We start from the raw sequence: 20601 nt of genomic DNA, 5'->3' as shown, positions 1-20601 counted from the left end.
TAGTCAATTTCCATTCGTTTGCGAAGAAATCACATTGGGTCATACGCAAACACGGAGACGAACAATGACCAAGATCGCAATTCTCGGCGCCAATGGCCGGCTCGGCCGCACGGTGGCCAAGGCCTTCATCAATGCCGGCTACGATGTCCGTGCCGTCACCCGCAGCGGCAAGGTGCCGGCGGAACTCAAAGGCGCCACGGCGATCGCCGGCGACGCGCTCGACCATGCTGCGCTGATCCGCGCGACCGAAGGCGTCGATATCATTTTCAACGGCCTCAACCCGCTCTACACCGACTGGAGCAAATGCCTGCCGATGGCCGAGAACGTCATGGCTGCCTGCCGGGCGAATGGCGCACTGCATCTCTTCCCGGGCACCGTTTACAATTACGGCTCGCCGATGCCGGCGGTGATCACTGATGACACGCCGTTTCGCCCGACGACGGAAAAGGGCCGCATCCGCGTCGCCATGGAGGACCTGTTTCGCCGCGAGGCCGACGCGGGTCGGGTGCGCACGATCCTGCTGCGCGCCGGTGATTTCTTCGGTGGTACCGGCAGCGGATCGTGGTTCGATCTGGTTGTTGCCGCCAAGATGACTAAGGGTATCTATACGGCACCGGGACCGGTCGATCTCGTGCATGAATGGGCCTATCTGCCCGACCTGGCCAAGGCTTTCGTCGGATTGGCTGACAATCTCGACAAGCTCGGCTTCTACCAGGCGCTGAACTTTCCCGGCCATGCGGTGACCGATCTGGCGATCAAGGCGGCCGCGGAGAAGGCGCTCGGGCGCACGTTGAAACTGACGATGATGCCGTGGTGGGTGCTGCGCGCCGGCAGCCCGTTCGTGGCCATGTGGCGCGAGATCGTTTCGATGTCCTATCTCCGCTTCGAGCCGCACCGGCTCGTTTCAGGCAGGCTGGAAAGCGTTATCGGTACGATCCCGCACACGCCGCTGGAAGATGCAGTGTCGGAAGCGCTCGAGGATATCGGCATCGCCACGCTCAAGACGACGCAAAAAGTTGCCTAACAACAAACCAAAAAAGGCGGATGGCCAGATGGTCATCCGCCGCGGTTCGGGAGAGAGGTTACGCTCAGATCCGGCCCATCAACAGCAGCACCAGGACAACGATCAGGATGACGCCGACGATACCGGATGGTCCATAACCCCAAGACCGGGAATGCGGCCACGCCGGAACCGCGCCGATCAGGATAAGAATAAGAATAATGACGAGAATGGTGCTGATCGTCATCAGAAAATCCTCGCTTTGAGGTTGCAATGACGGAACAATGCAGAAGGCCGCCCATTGTTCCAGGGCGGCCTTGCTTGATCAGGATCCGACTCTATTCGGCGGCCTTCGGGAAGGCGATCGCCGGTTCGGCGCCCAGATCGGCGTCCGGGCCTTTCGACGGGATGTCGGCCTTGCGACGCCCAAACAGACGACTGAACCAGCCACGACGCGCACCGGGTTTGAGCTTGGCGCGAGTGAACACCATCAGCATCGACGGCGTCACCACCAGCGTCAGCACGGTGGCGAAGGACAGCCCGAAGACGATCGCCGAGGACAGCGAAATCCACCATTGCGTCGACGGCGCGTTGATCGTCGTCTCGTGATGGAAGATTTCAAGGCCGAGGCCGAAGGCGATCGGCAGCACGCCGAGGATCGCCGACACCGCCGTCAGCACCACCGGACGGGCGCGTTCGCGGCAGGTCTGCAGAACGGCTTCGTATTTGTCCCAGCCCTCTTCACGCAACCGGTCGTAGGTGTCGATCAGCACGATGTTGTTGTTCACCACCACACCGGCCAGCGCGATGACGCCGATGCCCGACATGACGATGCCGAACGCCTCGCCTGTCAGCAGCAGCCCGAGGAACACGCCGATCGTCGCCATGACCACGCAGGACAGCACCAGCCAGACGCTGGTGAACTTGTTGAACTGCGCCAGAAGCACGATGAAGATCAGGAAGATCGCCGCACCGAAGGCTTTGCTGAGGAAGGCACCGGCCTCCGCGCTGTCCTCATTCGAGCCGGCAAGCTTCCAGCGAATGCCGCTGCCGAGGTTCATGTCTGCGACAGCCTTGGTGACCTCCTGCTGGACGGCAGCCACCTGGGCGCCGGCAGCGACGTTGGCCTGGACGACCACCGTTCGCGCACCGTCGATGCGGTTGAGGATACCGACCGTCGGCTCCGGCTTGCGCACGACGAAGTTCGAGATCGGCACCGAGCCTTGCGCTGTCTGCACCCTGAGTTCGTCGAGCGTCGACAGCGTGCGCCGATCCTCGGGCAGGCGCAGTCTGATGTCGACGGCATCATCGGCGCCTGCGGGCCGGTACTCGCTGAGCTTCAGCCCGTTGGTCACCAGTTGCACCACCGTTCCGACCGCGGTCGGGCTGATGCCGTACTGCGCGGCCTTGGCGCGATCGACCTCGAGCGCCCAGTCGACGCCGGGCGGCGCCAGACCGTCGGAAATATCGATGACGCCGGGCACCTTGGCAATGCGCGCGGCAACGGCGCGGGCCTTGTCGTCAAGGCCCTTTGGATCGACGGCCGAAAGCCTGATCTGGATCGGCTTGCCGGTGGGCGGGCCGGCTTCCGGCACGCGAACCTCGACGTCGACACCGGGGATGCCGGCCATCACGCCGCGCAGTTCGTCCAGGATTGAGTTCGCCGATTTGCGCTCGCGCCAGTCGACGAATTCGTACTGGATCACGCCGACCACGTCTTCCGGAACGTCCTGGCCGCCGCCCTGCGTCTTGCCGACACGGGTATAGACGGACTTCACGCCCGGCCAGCCGAGCAGCCGGTTTTCCGCCGTCTTGGTGGCCGCGTCCATTTCGGCAAGCGAAAGATTGCCGCGGGCGTGGACATAGAGCAGGCCGTAGTCAGGCTCGACATTCGGGAAGAATTCGACGCCGGCGCCGAATTTCGAATAGGCGTAGCCGACGCCGAACAACAGCGCCACGGTGAGGACAAGCACGGTGATGGGATAATGCACCGCCTGCTTGACCACGGCCATGTACCAGCCGTCGCGATTGTCGTCGGGGTGATGGGCCGGCGCCTTGGCGAATATCGCGCCCAGCGTCGGCGCGAAGACCAGCGCATAGAGCATCGAGGCCGAGAGCGTCACGATCAGCGTGATCGGCATATATTTCATGAAGTCGCCGATGATGCCCGGCCAGAACAACAGCGGCGAGAAGGCGGCAATGCGCGTCATCGTCGCCGCGATGACCGGGCCGGCCATGCGCTTGGCGGCAAGCGCGAACGCTTGCTCCTTCGGCATGCCCTCGCTCATGCGTCGCTCGGCGAATTCGGTGACGATGATGGCGTCGTCGACCAGCATGCCGACCGCCAGGATGAGGCTGAACAGCACGATCATGTTGATCGTGTAGCCCATCATCGCCAGCAACAGGATGCCGATCAGGAAGGATGAGGGGATGGCCAATCCGATCAGCAGCGAGGCACGGCCAGACAGCGCATAGAGAATGACGATGAACACCAGGATGACGGCGATCATCACGTGGTTCTGCAAATCGCCGAGCAACTGGTTCACGAAGACGGACTTGTCTTGCGTGTAGGTGACGTGCATGCCCTCCGGCATCGTCTTGATGAAGGCGTCGGACACCTCCCTGACCTTGCCAATCGTATCGATCAGGTTGGAGCCGATGCGCTTCTTCACCTCGATGGCAATCGCCGGCTTGCCGTCGAGGCGGGTAACCGTCTCGGCGTCCTTGAAGGTCGAGCGGATCGTGGCGATATCCTTGGCCTGCACCACCGCATTGGGGCCGGCGACGACCGGAAGCGCCGCCACATCCTCTGGCGTCTCGATAAGCGAGGGCACCTTGACCGCGTATTTGCCCTCGGACCCTTCGATGTTGCCGGCCGCGACAAGACTGTTGGAAGCGCCGACCGCACCGATCAACTGGTCGAGCTGCAGCCCGTAGGAAGACAGCTTCATCGGATCGATGACCACTTCGACGAGGTCGTCGCGGGCACCCTGCAGCGAGCCCTCGAGCACGCCAGGCACTTCCTCGATGCGGTCGCGCAGCTCGCGCGCCGCCGCCGTCAGCACGCGCTCGGGCACCTCGCCCGACAGCGTCACGACAAGGACGGGGAATTCGGAGATGTTGACCTCGGAGACCACGGGCTCCTCAGCCGCTTGCGGCAGGTCGGCCTTGCCGTCCTGCACCTTGCTGCGCGTGTCCTGCAGCGCGGTGGCGAGATCCGTCTGTGGCTGGAATTCGACCAGCACATAACCGCCGCCCTGGAAGGCGGCCGAGCGCATCTCCTTCAAGCCCTTCAGGCTCTTCAGCTTGGCTTCCATCGGCCGCAGCAGGAGGCGTTCGGAGTCTTCCGGCGAGATGCCCTGGTAGATCAGGCTGACATACATCATCGGAATCGGGACGTCGGGTTCCGCTTCCTTCGGCGTCGACTGGTAGGCGACCGCACCGGCAACGATGAGAAAGACCAGGACCGCAATGGTCAGCCGGGCATTGCTGATTGCAAGTTTGACGATGTCCATGATTACTGCGTCCCGGTCGTCGCTTCGCCCAACAGCTTTTGAATGGTCGCCTGGTCGGCCTCGACCGGCTTGACCACTTCGCCCTCCTTCACCAGCTCCTGGCCGGCGACGATGATGCGGGCGTCGGCCGGAATGCCGCCGAGCACCAGGCCGGTCGGCGTGTCGTCGACCAGGTCGATCGGGAAGAACACGACCTTGTCGTCCTTGTCGACGGCGCGGATGCCGAGGTCGCCCTTGTCGCCGAGCGTCACCACCGAGCGCGGCAGCATCACGGCGTCGGTCGGCTGGGCGCTGAGCGCGATTTCGGCCGTCATGCCGGCCGGTACGGAACCATCGGCGTTGGGGATGGCGACTTCGACCCGGAAGGTACGGGTTGCCGACGATGCATCCCGGCTGATGTAGCGGACGACGCCTTCGACATTCTGACCGCTGACCAGACGAACATTTGCCTTGTCGCCGATCTTCAGATAGCCGAGATCGCGTTCACTGACTTCGCCGCGTGCAACCACCGGGTCGAGGCTGAGAATGGTAGCCACCTCGCCGCCCTGCATCACCGAACTGCCAAGCTCCACCGGCACCCGGTCGATAACGCCGTCGAAGGGCGCCTTCACCTCATTGCGGTCGAGCTCAGCTTGCGCGGCGTCCAGTTGCGACTTGGCCAGCGACAGGTTGGAGCGGGCCGTATCGAGCTGCAGCGTCGGCAGGTTGCCGGTTTTCATCAGCCGCAGGGCAGCAGCCAGCTCTGCCTCACGTTGCACGACAAGCTGCTTGGCGTTGTCGACCGCCGAGATTTTTTCCTCGGCGGCAAGCATCAGGATCAGGTCGCCGGTCTTGACGTGCTGACCCTGCTTGACCGGCAGCTTGTCGATGACGCCGGCGACGCGTGTCGCCAGGACGGCGCGCTTATCGGCTTCGGTCAGTCCGGAAATGCGGATAGCGCGTGCATAGGTGCGCCGTGGCGGGGTTATGACCGCGACCGTGCGCAAGGGCGCCTTGGGCTGTTCCGCCCCGGCAGTCCCCGGCTTGGCTGCGTCGGCGGCCTTGGGCTGGTCGACCTCTCCTGACTTGGGCTTGTTGTCGGCGGATGCGCTGCCGACGGACGAGAATTCGCCTGTCGCCATCCAGCCGGCGAACCCGATAAGCACAACAATGGCTGCAAGCTTGTGAAACCTGAATTTCGGCATCGTCATTTTTTCCAGTGCGCGGGGTTCGGCCAGGCCGCATCTTCTACTTGGGGCGCGTCGCCGATATGGGTGCGCGCGAGGCCGTATTCAAATTGCCGTGATCGGCGAAGCGCGCTTCTACCTCAAAGTTGCGTCGCAATATAGTCAGAAAAGTTGATGGATTGTTGCTTTGTCCGCAAAGATGCGGCTGCAGCATCGGCTGTTGATCGCCAAAACAGCGGTATGGCAGCAAGTGTCAGGATGATTGGACAGATTGCGATGTCATCTGCTTTGCGGAGGAGCCAGAGCAATTCCAGAAAATGTGTGAAACGGTTTTCCGTCGGAATTGCGTCAAAACAAAAAAATAGAGCGGTTCGGCGTTTCCGTGCAGCGATGAACCGTTCTAGGCCGGACGGCGGGCGGCCTCGGGCTGCTTGCGCGCCGCAAGAAATTCCTTGACCCTCCGGCCCGGCGCCGGCCCGCGCACCGGCTTCAAGCCGTCGTCGAGCTCGCCGGACAGATCGATCGTCGGCCGCTTGCCGACGGCGTCATAATTTTCTTCCAGCCAGTCACTGGCTGCGGTGCGGCCGAGGTCCCGCAGATAGGCAAGGAACGCCCATTCGGCATTGACCTTGGACGATGCCGACAGATCCTTGAACGCTTCGTCGGCATCGATGCGGTGCATGCGGATGTCGCGATATTCGCCGTGCGGCAATCGGCCGGCGGCGATCAATTCCTTGACGAAGGCGATCGAGCGGAATTCGCGCAACAGCCCGGCATTGAAGGTGATCTCGTCGATGCGGTTCTGGATCTCATTGGCGCTCTTCGGCGTCCCCTCGCGGACCACCGGATTGATCTGCACCAAAAGCACGTCCTCAGTGGCCGCGGTCTTGAAGAACGGGAACAGTGCCGGGTTGCCGCCATAACCGCCATCCCAATAGGGCACGCCCTTGATCTCGACGGCACGGAACAATTGCGGCAGGCAGGCCGACGCCATCACCGTGTCGAGGTCGATCTCGCCGTCCGAGAAGACCCGCAACTGGCCGGTCTCGACATTGGTGGCGGAAATGAACAGTTCCATCGACTTGCAGGCGCGCACATTGTCGAAATCGATCTCACGTTCGACCACGTCGCGCAGCGGATTGATGGCGAGCGGATTGGCGACATAGGGCGAAAATACCCGAGACATCGTATCGAACAGGAAATAGCCGGGCGTGTTCTCGATCGACCAATTGCCCCAGGCGACGTCCCAAGGCATGCGCTGCACCGGGCTGAAGCGGCCCTTTGCCGCCACCGCACGCCAGAAATCATCGAGCTTCCGCCGCGCGCCCTCGACCCCGCCGCGGACAAAGCCGTCGGCCAGCGCCACGGCATTCATGGCGCCGGCACTGGTGCCCGAAACCGCCGTTATATCGAGGCGCCCGTCCTCGAGCAGCCGATCGAGCACGCCCCAGGAAAATGCCCCGTGCGAACCGCCGCCTTGCAGCGCGATGTTGATCTTCTTTGGCTCTTCCGCCTTGCCGTTTTTCGGCATGGCGTGGCCCTTGACCGCTGGAAGGCTCACTGAGCGGTCCAGCCGCCGTCGACAGAGATGTGCGTGCCGTTGATCTGCGCCGCCTCATCCGAGCATAGGAACGCCGCGGCCGCCGCAACCTGCTCGACGGTGACGAACTCCTTGGTCGGTTGCTTTTCGAGCATGACCTCACGGACCACCGTCTCGCGGTCCATCTTGTTGGCCTTCATCTGGTCGGGGATCTGCGCCTCGACCAGCGGTGTCAACACATAGCCCGGACAAATGGCATTGCAGGTGATCTTGTCGCGCGCCAGCTCCAGGGCGACAGTCTTGGTCAAGCCCATAATACCATGTTTGGCCGAGACGTAAGCCGACTTGAACGGCGAGGCGACCAGGCCGTGGGCCGAGGCGACGTTGACGATCCGGCCGCCACCGGCTTGCTTCATCAACGGGATGGCGGCGGCGATCGTATGGAAGGCCGATGACAGGTTGATGGCGATGATCGCATCCCACTTCTCGATCGGGAAGCTTTCAACCGGCGCGACATGCTGGATGCCGGCATTGTTGACCAGGATGTCGACCGAGCCGAATGTCTCGGCTGCCTTCGCCACCAAAGCCCGGCACTCGGCCGGCTTCGACATGTCGGCCTTGACGTAGACGGTCTTCACCTTGTGGTGCTTCGCGATCGCGTCGGCGATGGCGTGGTCGTCGGCGGTGTCGGAAAAGGAATTGACGACGATGTTGCAGCCTTCGGCCGCGAGTGCGTGGGCAATGGCCAGGCCGATGCCCGAGGTTGAACCGGTGACGATGGCGGTTTTTCTAGCGGTCAAGGCGGCTTATTCCTTTCGAGGCGGGCTCCCGTGGAACCATGCTGCACTGCAGCATATAGGTTCTCTGTCACCCAAGAACAGCGGATGTGTGGAGCAATGACATGAAATTTTTGTCATGTAGACCTCTCTCATCTTGAAGAGAGAGGTGTCCGGCACCGGCTGTAGCGGGCCGGTTTCCGTAAAGCATTCGGGGAAAAATCCTCAGGCGACGAGGTCCGGCACCGGCCCGATATAGCGCGACTGCGGCCGGATCAGCCGTCCACTCGTCTGCTGCTCGCGCGCATGGGCGATCCAGCCGGCGACGCGCCCGGCAGCAAAGACATTGGTGAACGCCTCTTTTGGAAAGCCCGCCGCTTCCAGCAGAAGTGCTGTGAAGAACTCGACATTGGTCTGGAGCGAGCGCGACGGCTTGGCGATGCGAAGCACTTCGAGCGCCGCTTGCTCCACGCTTTCGGCAAACGCCAGCCGGTGGCCGGCTTCGCCCTTGGCGCCGCGTTGCCGCACCACCGCTTTCAGCACGTCGGCACGCGGATCGCGCACGCGGTAGATGCGATGCCCGAAGCCCATGATGCGCTGGCCGCGCCCGATCTCGTCGCGCAGCCAGCCGGCGGCGTCGCCATGCGCCTCGATCGCATCCAGCATTTCGATCACCGGACCTGGCGCGCCGCCATGCAGCGGCCCCTTGAGCGCTCCGAGCCCGGCCAGCACCGCCGAAGCAAGCCCAGCCTGCGTCGAGGCGACCACGCGCGCGGCGAAGGTCGACGCGTTGAGGCCATGGTCGCAAACCGTCACCAGATAGGTATCGAGTGCCTTCGCCAATTTCGGCGAGGCCGCAATGCCGGTCAGCATCCGCAGCATGTCGGCGGCATGATCGGCCTTGCTATCAGGCGCAATCGGGCTTTCGCCGCGCTGCAAGCGCAGCAAGGCCGGCGTCAGCACGGCAGGTGCTGCAACCAGCCGCAGCGCGTCCGGCAATTTGTCACTATCCGGCAGCAGGGCAATGCCGGCGCGCATCGCGCTGTAGATATCGAGGGATGCGAGAAACGGCAGCAAGGGTTCGATCAGCTCGAACACTTCGCTGCGCGCCCGACCGATTGCGTTCGCCAGCTCCCTGCCGTCGGGAAGATCGTCGAAAAAGCCGTCGAACAGCAGATGAACCACCTCGGCGTATTTCCAGCGGCCTGCCAGTTCGGGCAACGAATGGCCCCGGATGGTCAGGCGGCCACCAAGACCGTCAACATCGGAGAGCACCGTTTCCGCCGCCACCACATCATCGAGCCCATTCGCCATTGGTTTTCTCCTTGACCCTTTCCGGGCGGTAGATAAGGGTTGGCGATTGGACCATCAATCTTGATCAACTGAATCAACATGACAAGGCTGACATGACGGAGTGGCTGACGCGGGACGAAGCCCTGGAGCGTCTCAAGGTGCGCGCCCAGACGCTCTATGCCTATGTCAGCCGCGGACGCATCGGCATGCGGCCGGATCGGGCCGACCCACGCCGCAGCCAGTATCGCGCCGACGACATCGCGGCGCTGGCGAGCCGCCGGGCGCGCGGCCGAAATCCCCAGGCAATAGCCGAAAGTGCAATTGCCTGGGGTGAGCCGGCGATCGCCACCACGATCTCGACCGTTTTGCACGGCCGCCTCGTCTATCGCGGCCAGGATGCGGTCACGCTCTCCGAGACTGCCACGCTGGAGCAGACGGCAAACCTGCTTTGGGCATCTGGCGCACCAGTGTCGTTCGGGTCGGCGAGCCGCCATGGCAACGGCGCAACTGGCCGGCCGGCTGCCTTCGCGGAATTGGCCGCGTTGGCGGCCAACAGCCGGCCTTCGCTCGGCCGCCGATCGGCTTCGCTCAACCACGATGCGGCCGGCGCCATCGCCGCTTTGGCCCAGGCGCTCGGCGCGGTTCGCGGAAGCGGTGCCGTGCATGAAAGGCTGGCGCAGGGCTGGTCCCTCGATGCCGCCGGCACAGACTTGATCCGCCGCTCGCTCGTGCTGTTGGCCGATCACGAACTGAACGCTTCGACCTTCGCCGCTCGGGTCGCCGCATCCACCGGCGCACCTGTTTCGGCCTGCCTGCTTGCCGGCCTCGCCACCCTCTCCGGTCCGCGCCATGGCGCCGCCGCGGAGGCGGTCATGATGTTGGGCGAGGATGCGCAGAGATTGGGGCCGGATGCGGCTGTCGGTCGCTGGCTCGGTCACGACAGGCCACTGCCCGGATTTGGCCATCCGCTTTATCCCGACGGCGATCCGCGTGCGGAGCCGTTGCTGGCCGCGATAGATGTCGATGATGGGCTGTCAAGGCTTTGCGATGCGGCCTTTGCGGCAACAGGCATGCGCCCGAACGTCGATTTCGCCTTGGCTGCGCTGACGCGCAGCCTCCGTTTGCCGTCCGATGCGCCGTTCCGCCTGTTCGCGCTCGGCCGCAGCGTCGGCTGGGCCGCGCATGCCGTGGAGCAGGTGACAAGCAACGGCCTGATCCGGCCGCGCGCCCGCTACCAGGGACCGCTGCCGGAGCGGCTCTAGCCGCGCTGTTTGCGACGTCTCAGCGGCACTTTAACGAAGGTTCGACGCGGCGCTTCGCCGGCCGGCAGTCACGACATCGTGTCGAGCTTGCGCTGCATCGCGGCGATCTGCTCCTTCAGCTCCTGAAGGTCGTCTGGTTTTTCCGATGTTTCTTTCTTGGCCGGTTCGGGTGGTGCTGCTGCCGGCGCAGAGCCCGCGGGCGGGAACGGCGTGAACAGCCGCATGGCGTTCTGGAACATTTCCATGTTGCGCCGCGTCTGCTCCTCCAGCACCTTGATCGGCGTCGCGATCTTCATCATGTCCATCGGCGACTTGCCGAGTGCATCTTTCATCTGCTCGCGAAAGCGTTCCTGCTCCTTAGAGAAGGCCAGCATCGACTGTTCGAGAAAGCTCGGCACGATCATCTGCATCTGGTCGCCGTAATAGGCGATAAGCTGACGCAGGAACGGGATCGGCAGCATGTTCTGCCCGTCCTTGTTCTCCAGCTCGAAGATGATCTGGGTCAGTACCGGATGGGTGATGTCGTCACCGGTCTTGGCGTCCTGGACAGTAAAGTCCTCGCCTTTTTTGACCATTTCAGCGAGATCCTCGAGCGTCACATAGGTGCTGGTGCCCGTATTGTAGAGACGGCGATTGGCATATTTCTTGATAACAATAGGTTCGTCTTTTGCGGCCATCTGCATCCTCCCCGGACACCGGGCAGCTTAAGTAAGCCGCCGGTAACGATTGCGCCTTTTTAAAGGATATGCGCAAAAGCGTCATGAATCCAAGCAGTTTGTGCAGTGCGGGAACATTTTATGCTGCGCAGCACGGACGGGCCGCCGTTGCAGCGACGCGCGGCATGCTTGCGGCAGTGGGACGCCATGCCCATTTCGGGTTTGACTCGGGTTGTGGAAAGGGCAAGAAAAGTCCCCGACGGCACCCGAAATTGCTCCCCGAAAGTCTGGAGAAGAACATGTCCGCTTCCAACGCCATCGTTGTCGCCAGTGCGGCGCGCACGCCTGTCGGCTCCTTCAACGGCGCCTTCGCCAACACGCCAGCTCATGAACTGGGTGCCGTCGCCGTCAGGGAAGCGCTTGCCCGCGCCGGGGTCGACGGCAAGGAGGTGGACGAGGTCATTCTCGGCCAGATCCTGACCGCGGCTCAAGGGCAGAACCCGGCGCGGCAGGCGGCCATGGCCGCCGGCGTGCCGCAGGAGGCGACCTCCTGGGGCCTGAACCAGCTCTGCGGCTCCGGCCTGCGCGCCATCGCGCTCGGCATGCAGCAGATCGCCCAGGGCGACGCAAGGATCATCGTTGCCGGCGGCCAGGAATCGATGTCGATGGCTCCGCACGCGCAGCATCTGCGCGGTGGCATCAAGATGGGCGATTTCAAGCTGATCGACACCATGATCAAGGACGGCCTGACCGATGCCTTCTATGGCTATCATATGGGCAACACTGCGGAGAACGTCGCCCGCCAGTTCCAGATCACCCGCGACGACCAGGACCAGTTCGCCCTGGCCTCCCAAAACAAGGCCGAGGCCGCGCAGAAAGCCGGAAAATTCAAGGACGAGATCGTTGCCTTCACAGTCAAGGGCAGGAAGGGCGACACGATAGTCGACCAGGATGAATACATCCGCCACGGCGCGACAATCGATGCCATGACCAAGCTCAAGCCGGCCTTCGACAAGGAAGGCACGGTAACCGCTGCCAATGCCTCCGGCATCAACGACGGCGCCGCCGCCGTGGTGCTGATGACCGAAGCGGAAGCCGCAAGGCGCGGCATCACACCGCTGGTGCGTATCGTTTCCTGGGCGACCGCCGGCGTCGACCCGCAGGTCATGGGGACGGGACCAATCCCCTCCTCGCGCAAGGCGCTGGCCAAGGCCGGCTGGTCGGTCGGCGACCTCGATCTGGTCGAAGCCAACGAGGCCTTCGCCGCGCAGGCCTGCGCCGTCAACAAGGACATGGGCTGGGACCCGGCCATCGTCAACGTCAATGGCGGCGCCATCGCCATCGGCCATCCGGTCGGCGCCTCGGGCGCCCGCATCTTCAACACGCTGGTCTACGAGATGCGCCGCAGAAGTGCCAAGAAAGGTCTTGCCACGCTGTGCATCGGCGGCGGCATGGGTGTTGCCATGTGCGTGGAAGCATTGTGATGAGATAAGCGATACGAATAGGATGCTGGCGCAAAGCGAGTAGGGAGTAGAGGGCAAACCCCACCGCTTCAACGCTCAGTCATCTGCATTTCCCGGGAGGACACATGACAAAAGTTGCAATCGTCACAGGCGGGTCGCGCGGCATCGGCGCGGCGATATCGGTCGCCTTGAAAAGCGCCGGCTATTCGGTGGCCGCAAACTACGCCGGCAATGAGGAAGCGGCGGCAAAGTTCAAGGCCGCGACCGGCATCCCGGTCTATAAATGGTCGGTCGCCGACTACGAGGCCTGCGCCGCCGGCATCAAACAGATAGAGGCCGATCTCGGTCCCGTCTCGGTGCTGGTCAACAATGCCGGCATCACTCGCGACGCGATGTTCCACAAGATGACGCGAGAGCAATGGAAGGAGGTCCTCGACACCAACCTTTCCGGCGTCTTCAACATGACGCATCCGTTGTGGGGCGGCATGCGCGACCGCAAGTTCGGTCGCATCATCACCATCTCCTCGATCAACGGCCAGAAGGGCCAAGTCGGCCAGGTCAATTATTCGGCCTCGAAGGCCGGCGATATCGGCTTCACCAAGGCGCTGGCCCAGGAAGGCGCGCGCGCCGGCATCACCGTCAACGTCATCTGCCCCGGCTATATCGCCACCGAGATGGTCAAGGCGATGGACGAGAAGGTGCTTAACGAGCGCGTCATCCCGCACATCCCGGTCGGCCGTCTCGGCGAGCCGGAGGAGATCGCGCGCTGCGTCGTCTTCCTCGCTTCCGACGATGCCGGTTTCATCACCGGCTCGACAATATCAGCCAATGGCGGCCAGTACATTAGCTGAGGCTTGGGATGTCGCGGATGTCCCCGTACCGGCCCGACGGCAGGTACGGGCAGATAACCGCGCCGTCACGCGGCAAGCTTCAGCGCTGGGCTGGCTTCAGGCTGGGTTCGGGCGATTGCACCTGCCTCGCACGCGGGTGCCGGCAGACGGGCAAGCGGCGCCCGACTGAGGCCCGACAGCTTCAAGGCGATGCGGCGCTTCAGGAATGGTGTGAGGTTCAGCACCGACAGCACGAGGTTGCGGACGAACCGCTTCACCGGACTGCGGGTAAGCGCCATGCCGGTCATCATGCCAGCCAGGTCAAGCACCTCCTGGGCCGCCGGGCGTCGCAGCGTTTCATAGAGTTCGAGCTCCGCTTCCGGGCGCACGCCGTTCACCACGTCGCCAAGCAACTGACCAAGCACGACCGCGTCGACGATGCCGGTATTCATGCCTTGCCCTCCCGCCGGGCTGTGTACGTGCGCGGCATCGCCCATCAGGAACAACCGGTCCTTGCGGTATGACCGGACCAGGCGGTGATGCACGCGAAAACGCGAGCTCCATTTCAGGTCGAGCACCCGGCCTCGTTTGCCGGTCGGTCCGCGGCTGTCCAGCAGCGCCTGTATGTCGGCGACCGCGGGTTTTTCCGGCGCGTCGTCCATTGTCGCGACGACGCGGTACGATCCGTCCGGAAGCGGCGCCACCACCACCAGCCCGGCTGGCGCAAAGAACAGCGACACTTCGGTTGGCCCAACCGGCCAGTCGAGACGAACGTCGGCGAGAACAAACGACGCCTCATAGGCGGCGCCGTCGAACTCGATGCCGGCCGAGCTGCGCACCAGGCTGTGCATGCCGTCGCCGCCAACGACATAGCGTGCCGATATGACCTTCTCGCGGCCGTTCTCGACCACCGTCACGCACGCACCGTCAGTGTCCTGAGCCACGGCCTTGGCCTCGACCATGCGGTGGATCACGCCGCCGAGGGCGGCAATCCGCTCGGCGAACACCTTCTCGGTGAGATTCTGAGGCAGCATCATCAGATAGGGATGCCTCGACGGAAGCCTTCCGAAATCGAGCTTGAGCAGTGCCCTGTTGCGGTCGCGGATGGCGAAATTCTGCAGCTTCAGGGCAAGTTCGCTCAGCCGCTGCGTGACGCCCAGCGGCTCCAGCGCTTCCAGCGTCTGAGCGTGGATGACGCCAGCCCGCGAGGTCTGAAGGCTCTCCCCAAGCCTGTCGATCAGAACATGGTCGACCCCGGCCTGGTGCAGCACGATGGACAGCGCCAAGCCGGTTGGGCCGGCGCCAATAATCAGGACGTCCGTTGTATCGGGCAACATTTTCTCTCTCCATTTGTCACCATATGTTGACTTTTTAGCCGAAGCCATTGCATTTGTCAACGGTCGTTGGCATATGCATTTTCATGGCCGAGAATCAGTCGAAGAAACCCAGCAAGTCGGATCGCACCCGGGCTCAGATTCTTGAGGCCGCGAGGCTCCTGTTCGCCGAACGCGGCTATGACGGCGCCTCGATCCGTGACGTCGCGGCCCATGCTTCGATCGATCCGGCCATGGTGATCCGCTATTTCCGCAGCAAGGACGAGTTGTTTGCCAGGGCGGCGGTCGTCGATCTGAAATTGCCCGCACTACGGGTGATCGACCGAACCGACATCGGCAAGACACTGATCAGGCGATTTCTCGAAATCTGGGAAGATCCGACCAACGGTACCGGCATGGCAATTCTGCTGCGTTCGGCGACGTCGAACGAATTTGCCGCCGAAAAGTTGCGCGATGTATTTGCCAACCAGGTGAGGCCCCTGGTTGCGGCGGTCGCTGATCCCGCCGATGCGGGCCGGCGGGCCGGGCTCATTTCCAGCCAGTTGCTGGGATTGGCGATGTGCCGGTACCTGCTGCGGCTCCCGCCGGTCGTCGCCCTGTCTCACGACGAAATCATCCAGAACGTTGGCCCCACATTGCAGCGCTATGCCGTCGGAGCGGACGTATCCTGAACAAGCCGTTCGGCATGGTTGGCCGAGTTCTGAGCCTCACGCACTAAGCGCGTCGACCCGATGGCCATGATGCCGCGTGTGCCGAACCAGTACACAAAGGTTAACGGCCGCTGCGCAACCTGTGCAAAAACCGACCGGCAGCATGTGGATTCTCGGTGGAAAAGCTGTTCACAACACAACATGTTGCAGTGAACAAACCAAGAAACTTCGGCTATCTCTGATTCGTCGCCGATTCGTTCCGGTTTTGAGCGGAACGTTAACGGCGAGAGCTGAAAACACCCTCGAAATGATTAAAGCGCATTAGGAAACATCAATAATTTCATAATGTTGCGCGAAGCAGGTTGGCCGGCCACGATCATTCACCGGCAAAGGTTAACCGTGGTGCTGGCTTGGATGCCGCCTGCATGAATCGGGCCAGTTTCCGGGATTCAGCATGTGGTGAGATTCGCCGGCAGAAAGCCCAGATGTAGCCGTGAACAAAACCTGAATCAGCGCGAGTCAGTGATTCGTCGCTGATTCGTTCCAGACTCGTTCCAACTGTTAATCGGGAACAGATTTTTGGCTTTGAAGCGACCAATCGGCCCGCCCTCGGCACATTCCGCTTTCGCTTCGCGCCCGAAATCCCTATGTGTCGCCTGTCATACGCGGCCAATATGGGCGCGCTCCCGACAATGCGAGGCAGAGAGCCTTATTTCCAGGCCGATGAACATCCATCCGAAACACACTGAACCGCTGATCCTGTCGGGTCGAGACGTGACGGCCGTGCTCGGCCCGACCAACACCGGCAAGACCCATCTCGCCATCGAACGCATGGTGGCGCATGAAAGCGGCGTCATCGGCCTGCCGCTCAGGCTGCTTGCCCGCGAGGTCTATACGCGCGTCTGCGAGAAGGTCGGCGCCCATAAGGTTGCGCTCATCACCGGCGAGGAAAAGATCCAGCCGGCTGGCGCGAAATACTCGGTCTGCACCGTGGAAGCGATGCCGCGCGAGACCGACGCCGCCTTCGTTGCCATCGACGAGGTCCAGCTCGCCGGCGATCTCGAACGCGGCCACATCTTCACCGATCGCATCCTGCATCTGCGCGGCCGCCAGGAGACGCTGCTGCTGGGTGCGGCCACCATGCACGGCATCCTGCAGCGCCTGCTGCGGGGCGTGTCGGTGGTGACCCGGCCACGGCTATCGCACCTTGCCTATGCCGGCTCGAAGAAGCTGACCCGCCTACCGCGGCGCACCGCGATCGTCGCTTTCTCGGCCGACGAGGTCTATGCCATCGCCGAGCTGATCCGCCGCCAGCAGGGCGGTGCCGCCGTCGTGCTCGGCGCACTCAGCCCGCGCACCCGCAACGCCCAGGTGGCCCTGTTCCAGTCGGGCGACGTCGACTATCTCGTCGCCACCGACGCCATCGGTATGGGCCTCAATCTCGACCTCGACCACGTCGCCTTCGCCCAGAACCGTAAATTCGACGGCTACCAGTACCGCAACCTGACGGCGGCCGAGCTCGGCCAGATTGCCGGCCGCGCCGGCCGGCATCTGCGCGACGGCACCTTCGGCGTCACCGGCCAGGTCGATCCGCTGGATGAGGAACTGGTCAAGAAGATCGAGGCGCATGATTTCGACCCGGTGAAAGTGCTGCAGTGGCGCACCGCGCATTTCGATTTCGCCAACCTCGATGCGCTGAAGCGCTCGATTGAGACCAACGCCCCGGTCGAAGGTCTGACGCGCGCACTGCCGGCAGTAGACGCGCAGGCGCTCGAGCATCTGTCGCGCGACGAGGACGTCCGGGCACTCACCACCGATGCCAGACGCGTGGCGCTGCTGTGGGAAGCCTGCGCGCTGCCCGACTACAGGAAGATCGCGCCGGCCCAGCACGCCGACTTGATCGCCTCCATCTACATGGACCTTGCCAGGCACGGCCATGTCGACGAGAACTACATGGCCGAGCAGGTGCGCCGTGCCGATACCACCGAAGGCGACATCGACACGCTATCGCACAGGATTGCCCATATCCGCACATGGACCTTCGTTTCAAACCGGCCCGGCTGGCTGGCCGATCGGGCACACTGGCAGGAAAAGACGCGCGAAATCGAAGACAGATTGTCGGATGCGCTGCATGAGCGGTTGACGAAACGTTTTGTAGACCGCAGGACTTCCGTCCTCATGCGGCGCCTTAGAGAAAACACGATGCCTGAAGCCGAAATCAGCCCAACCGGAACCGTCCTCGTCGAAGGCCATCACGTCGGCGAGTTGCAGGGTTTCCGCTTCACCGCCGACCAGAGCGCCGGCGGCGAGGACGCCAAGGCAGTGCGGGCGGCGGCGCAGAAGGCGCTTGCCGCCGAGTTCGAGGCGCGGGCCGAGCGCTTCGGCGCCTCTGCCAATGGCGACATCGCGCTGGGTTCGGATGGCACGCTGCGCTGGATCGGCGCGCCGATCGGCACGCTGGTTGCCGGCGAGGACGCTTTGAAGCCGCGTCTCGTTCTGCTCGCCGACGAGCAACTCACCGGCCCGGCCCGCGACAAGGTTGCGGCGCGCGCCGAGCGCTTCGTCAATTTCCAGATCGAATCCCTGCTGAAGCCGCTGGTCGATCTCAAGAATGCCGAGCAGATCACCGGCATCGGCCGCGGCATCGCTTTCCAGCTTGTCGAGCATTTCGGCCTCATCAACCGTCGCGACATCGCCGACGAGATGAAGTCGCTCGACCAGGAAGGCCGCGCGGCACTTCGCCGTCTCGGCGTGCGCTTCGGCGCCTACCATGTCTTCGTGCCGGCGTTGATCAAACCGGCGCCGGCCGGGCTGATAACGCTGCTGTGGGCGCTGAGAAACGACGGCAAGGACAAGCCCGGCTTCGGCGATGTCGTTCACGCACTGGCCTCCGGCCGCACCTCGGTGGTCATCGATCCGACCTTCGACAAGACCTTTTACAAGCTTGCCGGCTACCGCAATCTTGGCCGGCGTGCCGTACGCGTCGATATTCTCGAACGGCTGGCCGACCTGATCCGGCCGGCGACCAACTGGAAGCCGGGCCTCGGGCCTCGCCCTGACGGCGCCTATGACGGTCAGTCCTTCATGGTGACGCCGCCGATGATGTCGATCCTCGGCGCCACCGCCGACGACATGGAAGAAATCCTGAAGGGACTCGGCTATCGCGCCGATGCCAAACCGGCAGCCGAGGTCAAGGCGCGGCTCGAAGCCCAGGACAATGCCGCGCGTGAAGCTGCCGCTGCAAAGCAGGCGGCGGAAGAGGCTGCGCGAGTCGAGCAGGCGAGGATAGCGGAAGCATCTGCCGCGGCAGAGCCGCAGGCGGAGGTTTCCGAACCAGTGTCGGATGCGACCCCAGTTGCGGAGGCTGCAGCCGAAGCGGCGGCAGAGCCTGTCGCGGAAGCTCCAGCCCCAGAAGCTGCGGCAGAAGTCACGCAAGAGACCCGGCCCGCCGCCGAGCCGACTGCTGAAGCGCCTGCGGAACCAGCGGCTGAGCCAAGGGCGGAACTTGGGGCGGAAACTGAGGCTGCGGCACCGGCAGAGCCGCCGGTTTTCGAAACTGCGGAAGCATCGCCGGCCGAACCTGCAGCAACGGCGGAAGCCGTCGCCGGCGAAGCTGCTCCAGAAGCCGAGGAGCCAAAACCCATCCTGTTGTGGCGGCAGGCTCGTTTCGACCAGCGCCCACGTCATCGCCAGCATGACAACCGCCCCCGGGACAATCATCGGGACAATCGTGCGCGCAATGGTCAAGCTGCGCCGGGCGGCCGCGTCGATGCGCCGGTAGATGCCGGCGCGCAACCGACGCCGGGCGACGGGCCCGCCCGTCAGGGGCGCCACGACCAGCGCGACGGCGCCGGCAAGCCGCGCTTCGACCGCAGCAAGTTCAAGCCGAGGCCGCAAGGCGAGGCGGCGGAGCAGCGCGCCGGCAAGCCGCAAGGCGAACGTCCCGAACGGCGCGAAAATCGGCCCGACTGGAAGGCTGGCCGGCAGGACGGCAAAGGCGGCGCCCAAGGCGCAAAACCCGCCTTCCAGCCAAAGCCGCGTGAGGAACGCCCGGTCCGCTTCGATCCGGACTCGCCCTTCGCCAAGCTCGCCGCGTTGCGCGACCAGCTGAAGAAGTAAGCTGCTCATCCGATGGTCACTGATGCCCGCCAGCGCATCGACAAGTGGCTGTTCTTCTCGCGCGCGGTAAAATCGCGCACGCTGGCAGCCAAGCTGGTGGTCGCCGGACGCGTCCGCATCAATCGCGACAAAGCAGCGCAGGCCTCCGACACGGTCAGGCCGGGCGACGTTTTGACCATCACGCTGGAGCGGCGGATCTTCGTCTGGAAAATCCTTGGCACCGGCGTACGGCGTGGCCCGGCCGAAGAAGCCCGCCTGCTCTACGAGGATATGTCGCCGCCCCCGGTGCCCAAGGGCGAGGCGCTTCCCGATGCGGTGCCGCCGTTGCGCGAGGCCGGCAGCGGCCGCCCGACGAAGAAAGAACGCCGCCAGACCGACCACCTGCTCGGCGACGATTGAGCAAACTCGAACGTCCGCTTTGCCGGCCCTCTGGAATTCCATTCCGGAAACCGCGGCACCGCTGGCAAGGGCCGCCCTTGCCACCAGCGGACAAAGGCGTTACCTCACCAAAAAAGCCCAACAAAATGGGACGTCCCGGAGCCGACCAATGACCTACGTCGTGACCGACAATTGCATAAAATGCAAATACATGGACTGCATTGAGGTCTGTCCGGTCGACTGCTTCTACGAAGGTGAGAACATGCTCGTCATCCACCCGGACGAGTGCATCGATTGCGGCGTCTGCGAACCGGAATGCCCGGCCGACGCGATCAAGCCCGACACCGAGTCGGGCCTCGACAAATGGCTGCAGATCAACACCGAATATGCCGAGAAGTGGCCCAACATCACCGCCAAGAAGGAGCCGCCGGCCGACGCCAAGAACTTCGATGGCGAAACTGGCAAGTTCGAGAAATATTTCTCCCCGGAGCCCGGCGAAGGCGATTGACGAGCCTGCCGGCTGCGGCGGCCTGACGCCGCGTAACAGACGTGATACATTAACTGCCTTGACAGGCGGCGACGGCGCATGGCCTTCGCGCGTGCAGCAAAACCTTGATTC

At 63.5% G+C, this 20601-nt stretch carries 16 protein-coding genes; 8 read left to right on the top strand and 8 right to left on the bottom strand.

Annotated features, from left to right (window positions below; genetic code table 11):
• Positions 1-64: 64 nt before the first annotated feature.
• Positions 65-1024, top strand: coding sequence for an SDR family oxidoreductase (locus AC0L2X_RS27585; RefSeq protein WP_473600705.1), 960 nt, complete (start codon positions 65-67; stop codon positions 1022-1024).
• A 64-nt stretch (positions 1025-1088) separates the two neighbouring features.
• Here AC0L2X_RS27585 and AC0L2X_RS27580 read toward each other — a convergent pair whose 3' ends face one another.
• The 6 genes from AC0L2X_RS27580 to AC0L2X_RS27555 form a co-directional block, all read right to left on the bottom strand.
• Positions 1089-1247 carry a DUF3309 family protein gene (locus AC0L2X_RS27580; protein ID WP_352564626.1) on the bottom strand — a complete coding sequence of 53 codons (159 nt, stop codon included), beginning with the start codon at positions 1245-1247 and terminating at the stop codon, positions 1089-1091.
• A gap of 91 nt (positions 1248-1338) precedes the next feature.
• Positions 1339-4515 (bottom strand): efflux RND transporter permease subunit, encoded by a 3177-nt coding sequence (locus tag AC0L2X_RS27575; protein ID WP_473561488.1) that lies wholly within the window; start codon positions 4513-4515, stop codon positions 1339-1341.
• A gap of 2 nt (positions 4516-4517) precedes the next feature.
• Entirely contained in the window at positions 4518-5699 is a 1182-nt protein-coding gene (locus AC0L2X_RS27570; RefSeq protein ID WP_473600704.1) for an efflux RND transporter periplasmic adaptor subunit, read from the bottom strand.
• Positions 5700-6081: 382 nt separating this feature from the next.
• On the bottom strand, positions 6082-7212 hold the full coding sequence (locus AC0L2X_RS27565; RefSeq protein WP_023721007.1) for a patatin-like phospholipase family protein: 1131 nt from the start codon (positions 7210-7212) through the stop codon (positions 6082-6084).
• Positions 7213-7238: 26 nt separating this feature from the next.
• Positions 7239-8021 carry a 3-hydroxybutyrate dehydrogenase gene (locus AC0L2X_RS27560; RefSeq protein ID WP_473600703.1) on the bottom strand — a complete coding sequence of 261 codons (783 nt, stop codon included), beginning with the start codon at positions 8019-8021 and terminating at the stop codon, positions 7239-7241.
• Between the two features lie 201 nt (positions 8022-8222).
• Positions 8223-9311, bottom strand: a complete 1089-nt coding sequence (locus AC0L2X_RS27555; RefSeq protein ID WP_473600702.1) for a citrate synthase/methylcitrate synthase — start codon at positions 9309-9311, stop codon at positions 8223-8225.
• A gap of 92 nt (positions 9312-9403) precedes the next feature.
• On the opposite strand from AC0L2X_RS27555, the gene AC0L2X_RS27550 reads away from it, so the two are divergent.
• Positions 9404-10552, top strand: coding sequence for a citrate/2-methylcitrate synthase (locus AC0L2X_RS27550; RefSeq protein ID WP_473600701.1), 1149 nt, complete (start codon positions 9404-9406; stop codon positions 10550-10552).
• A 68-nt stretch (positions 10553-10620) separates the two neighbouring features.
• On the opposite strand, the gene phaR is transcribed toward AC0L2X_RS27550, so the two are convergent.
• A complete protein-coding gene (gene phaR / locus AC0L2X_RS27545) occupies positions 10621-11229 on the bottom strand; it encodes a polyhydroxyalkanoate synthesis repressor PhaR (protein WP_473600700.1) in 609 nt (202 codons plus the stop codon).
• 278 nt (positions 11230-11507) lie between these two features.
• Between phaR and AC0L2X_RS27540 the strand changes: the two genes are divergently transcribed.
• Positions 11508-12692, top strand: a complete 1185-nt coding sequence (locus AC0L2X_RS27540) for an acetyl-CoA C-acetyltransferase (protein WP_473600699.1) — start codon at positions 11508-11510, stop codon at positions 12690-12692.
• Between the two features lie 104 nt (positions 12693-12796).
• Entirely contained in the window at positions 12797-13522 is a 726-nt protein-coding gene (gene phbB / locus AC0L2X_RS27535) for an acetoacetyl-CoA reductase (protein ID WP_352666211.1), read from the top strand.
• Between the two features lie 65 nt (positions 13523-13587).
• Here the strand turns inward: phbB and AC0L2X_RS27530 are convergent, their stop codons facing one another.
• Positions 13588-14838 (bottom strand): FAD-dependent oxidoreductase, encoded by a 1251-nt coding sequence (locus tag AC0L2X_RS27530; protein WP_473600698.1) that lies wholly within the window; start codon positions 14836-14838, stop codon positions 13588-13590.
• Positions 14839-14921: 83 nt separating this feature from the next.
• Between AC0L2X_RS27530 and AC0L2X_RS27525 the strand changes: the two genes are divergently transcribed.
• The 4 genes from AC0L2X_RS27525 (at position 14922) to fdxA (ending at position 20490) form a co-directional block, all read left to right on the top strand.
• Entirely contained in the window at positions 14922-15506 is a 585-nt protein-coding gene (locus tag AC0L2X_RS27525; RefSeq protein ID WP_473600697.1) for a TetR/AcrR family transcriptional regulator, read from the top strand.
• Positions 15507-16208: 702 nt separating this feature from the next.
• Positions 16209-19604: a helicase-related protein gene (locus AC0L2X_RS27520; protein ID WP_473600696.1), complete on the top strand. Its 3396-nt coding sequence runs from the start codon at positions 16209-16211 to the stop codon at positions 19602-19604.
• Positions 19605-19616: 12 nt separating this feature from the next.
• On the top strand, positions 19617-20003 hold the full coding sequence (locus AC0L2X_RS27515; RefSeq protein WP_473561470.1) for an RNA-binding S4 domain-containing protein: 387 nt from the start codon (positions 19617-19619) through the stop codon (positions 20001-20003).
• A 148-nt stretch (positions 20004-20151) separates the two neighbouring features.
• On the top strand, positions 20152-20490 hold the full coding sequence (gene fdxA / locus AC0L2X_RS27510; protein ID WP_292664799.1) for a ferredoxin FdxA: 339 nt from the start codon (positions 20152-20154) through the stop codon (positions 20488-20490).
• Positions 20491-20601: the final 111 nt, after the last annotated feature.

The organism is Mesorhizobium sp. WSM4828, from assembly GCF_055811175.1.
Note: the sequence above shows the minus strand (reverse complement) of the source record. Positions and strands in the feature narration are given on the sequence as shown.

What these genes read in the sequence shown, in the direction of transcription:
- AC0L2X_RS27585 (WP_473600705.1), top strand. Translation starts at nt 65, where the DNA reads ATGACCAAGATCGCAATTCTCGGCGCCAATGGCCGGCTCGGCCGCACG.
- AC0L2X_RS27580 (WP_352564626.1), bottom strand. Translation starts at nt 1,247, where the DNA reads ATGACGATCAGCACCATTCTCGTCATTATTCTTATTCTTATCCTGATC.
- AC0L2X_RS27575 (WP_473561488.1), bottom strand. Translation starts at nt 4,515, where the DNA reads ATGGACATCGTCAAACTTGCAATCAGCAATGCCCGGCTGACCATTGCG.
- AC0L2X_RS27570 (WP_473600704.1), bottom strand. Translation starts at nt 5,699, where the DNA reads ATGCCGAAATTCAGGTTTCACAAGCTTGCAGCCATTGTTGTGCTTATC.
- AC0L2X_RS27565 (WP_023721007.1), bottom strand. Translation starts at nt 7,212, where the DNA reads ATGCCGAAAAACGGCAAGGCGGAAGAGCCAAAGAAGATCAACATCGCG.
- AC0L2X_RS27555 (WP_473600702.1), bottom strand. Translation starts at nt 9,311, where the DNA reads ATGGCGAATGGGCTCGATGATGTGGTGGCGGCGGAAACGGTGCTCTCC.
- AC0L2X_RS27550 (WP_473600701.1), top strand. Translation starts at nt 9,404, where the DNA reads ATGACGGAGTGGCTGACGCGGGACGAAGCCCTGGAGCGTCTCAAGGTG.
- phaR (WP_473600700.1), bottom strand. Translation starts at nt 11,229, where the DNA reads ATGGCCGCAAAAGACGAACCTATTGTTATCAAGAAATATGCCAATCGC.
- AC0L2X_RS27540 (WP_473600699.1), top strand. Translation starts at nt 11,508, where the DNA reads ATGTCCGCTTCCAACGCCATCGTTGTCGCCAGTGCGGCGCGCACGCCT.
- phbB (WP_352666211.1), top strand. Translation starts at nt 12,797, where the DNA reads ATGACAAAAGTTGCAATCGTCACAGGCGGGTCGCGCGGCATCGGCGCG.
- AC0L2X_RS27530 (WP_473600698.1), bottom strand. Translation starts at nt 14,838, where the DNA reads ATGTTGCCCGATACAACGGACGTCCTGATTATTGGCGCCGGCCCAACC.
- AC0L2X_RS27525 (WP_473600697.1), top strand. Translation starts at nt 14,922, where the DNA reads ATGGCCGAGAATCAGTCGAAGAAACCCAGCAAGTCGGATCGCACCCGG.
- AC0L2X_RS27520 (WP_473600696.1), top strand. Translation starts at nt 16,209, where the DNA reads ATGAACATCCATCCGAAACACACTGAACCGCTGATCCTGTCGGGTCGA.
- AC0L2X_RS27515 (WP_473561470.1), top strand. Translation starts at nt 19,617, where the DNA reads ATGGTCACTGATGCCCGCCAGCGCATCGACAAGTGGCTGTTCTTCTCG.
- fdxA (WP_292664799.1), top strand. Translation starts at nt 20,152, where the DNA reads ATGACCTACGTCGTGACCGACAATTGCATAAAATGCAAATACATGGAC.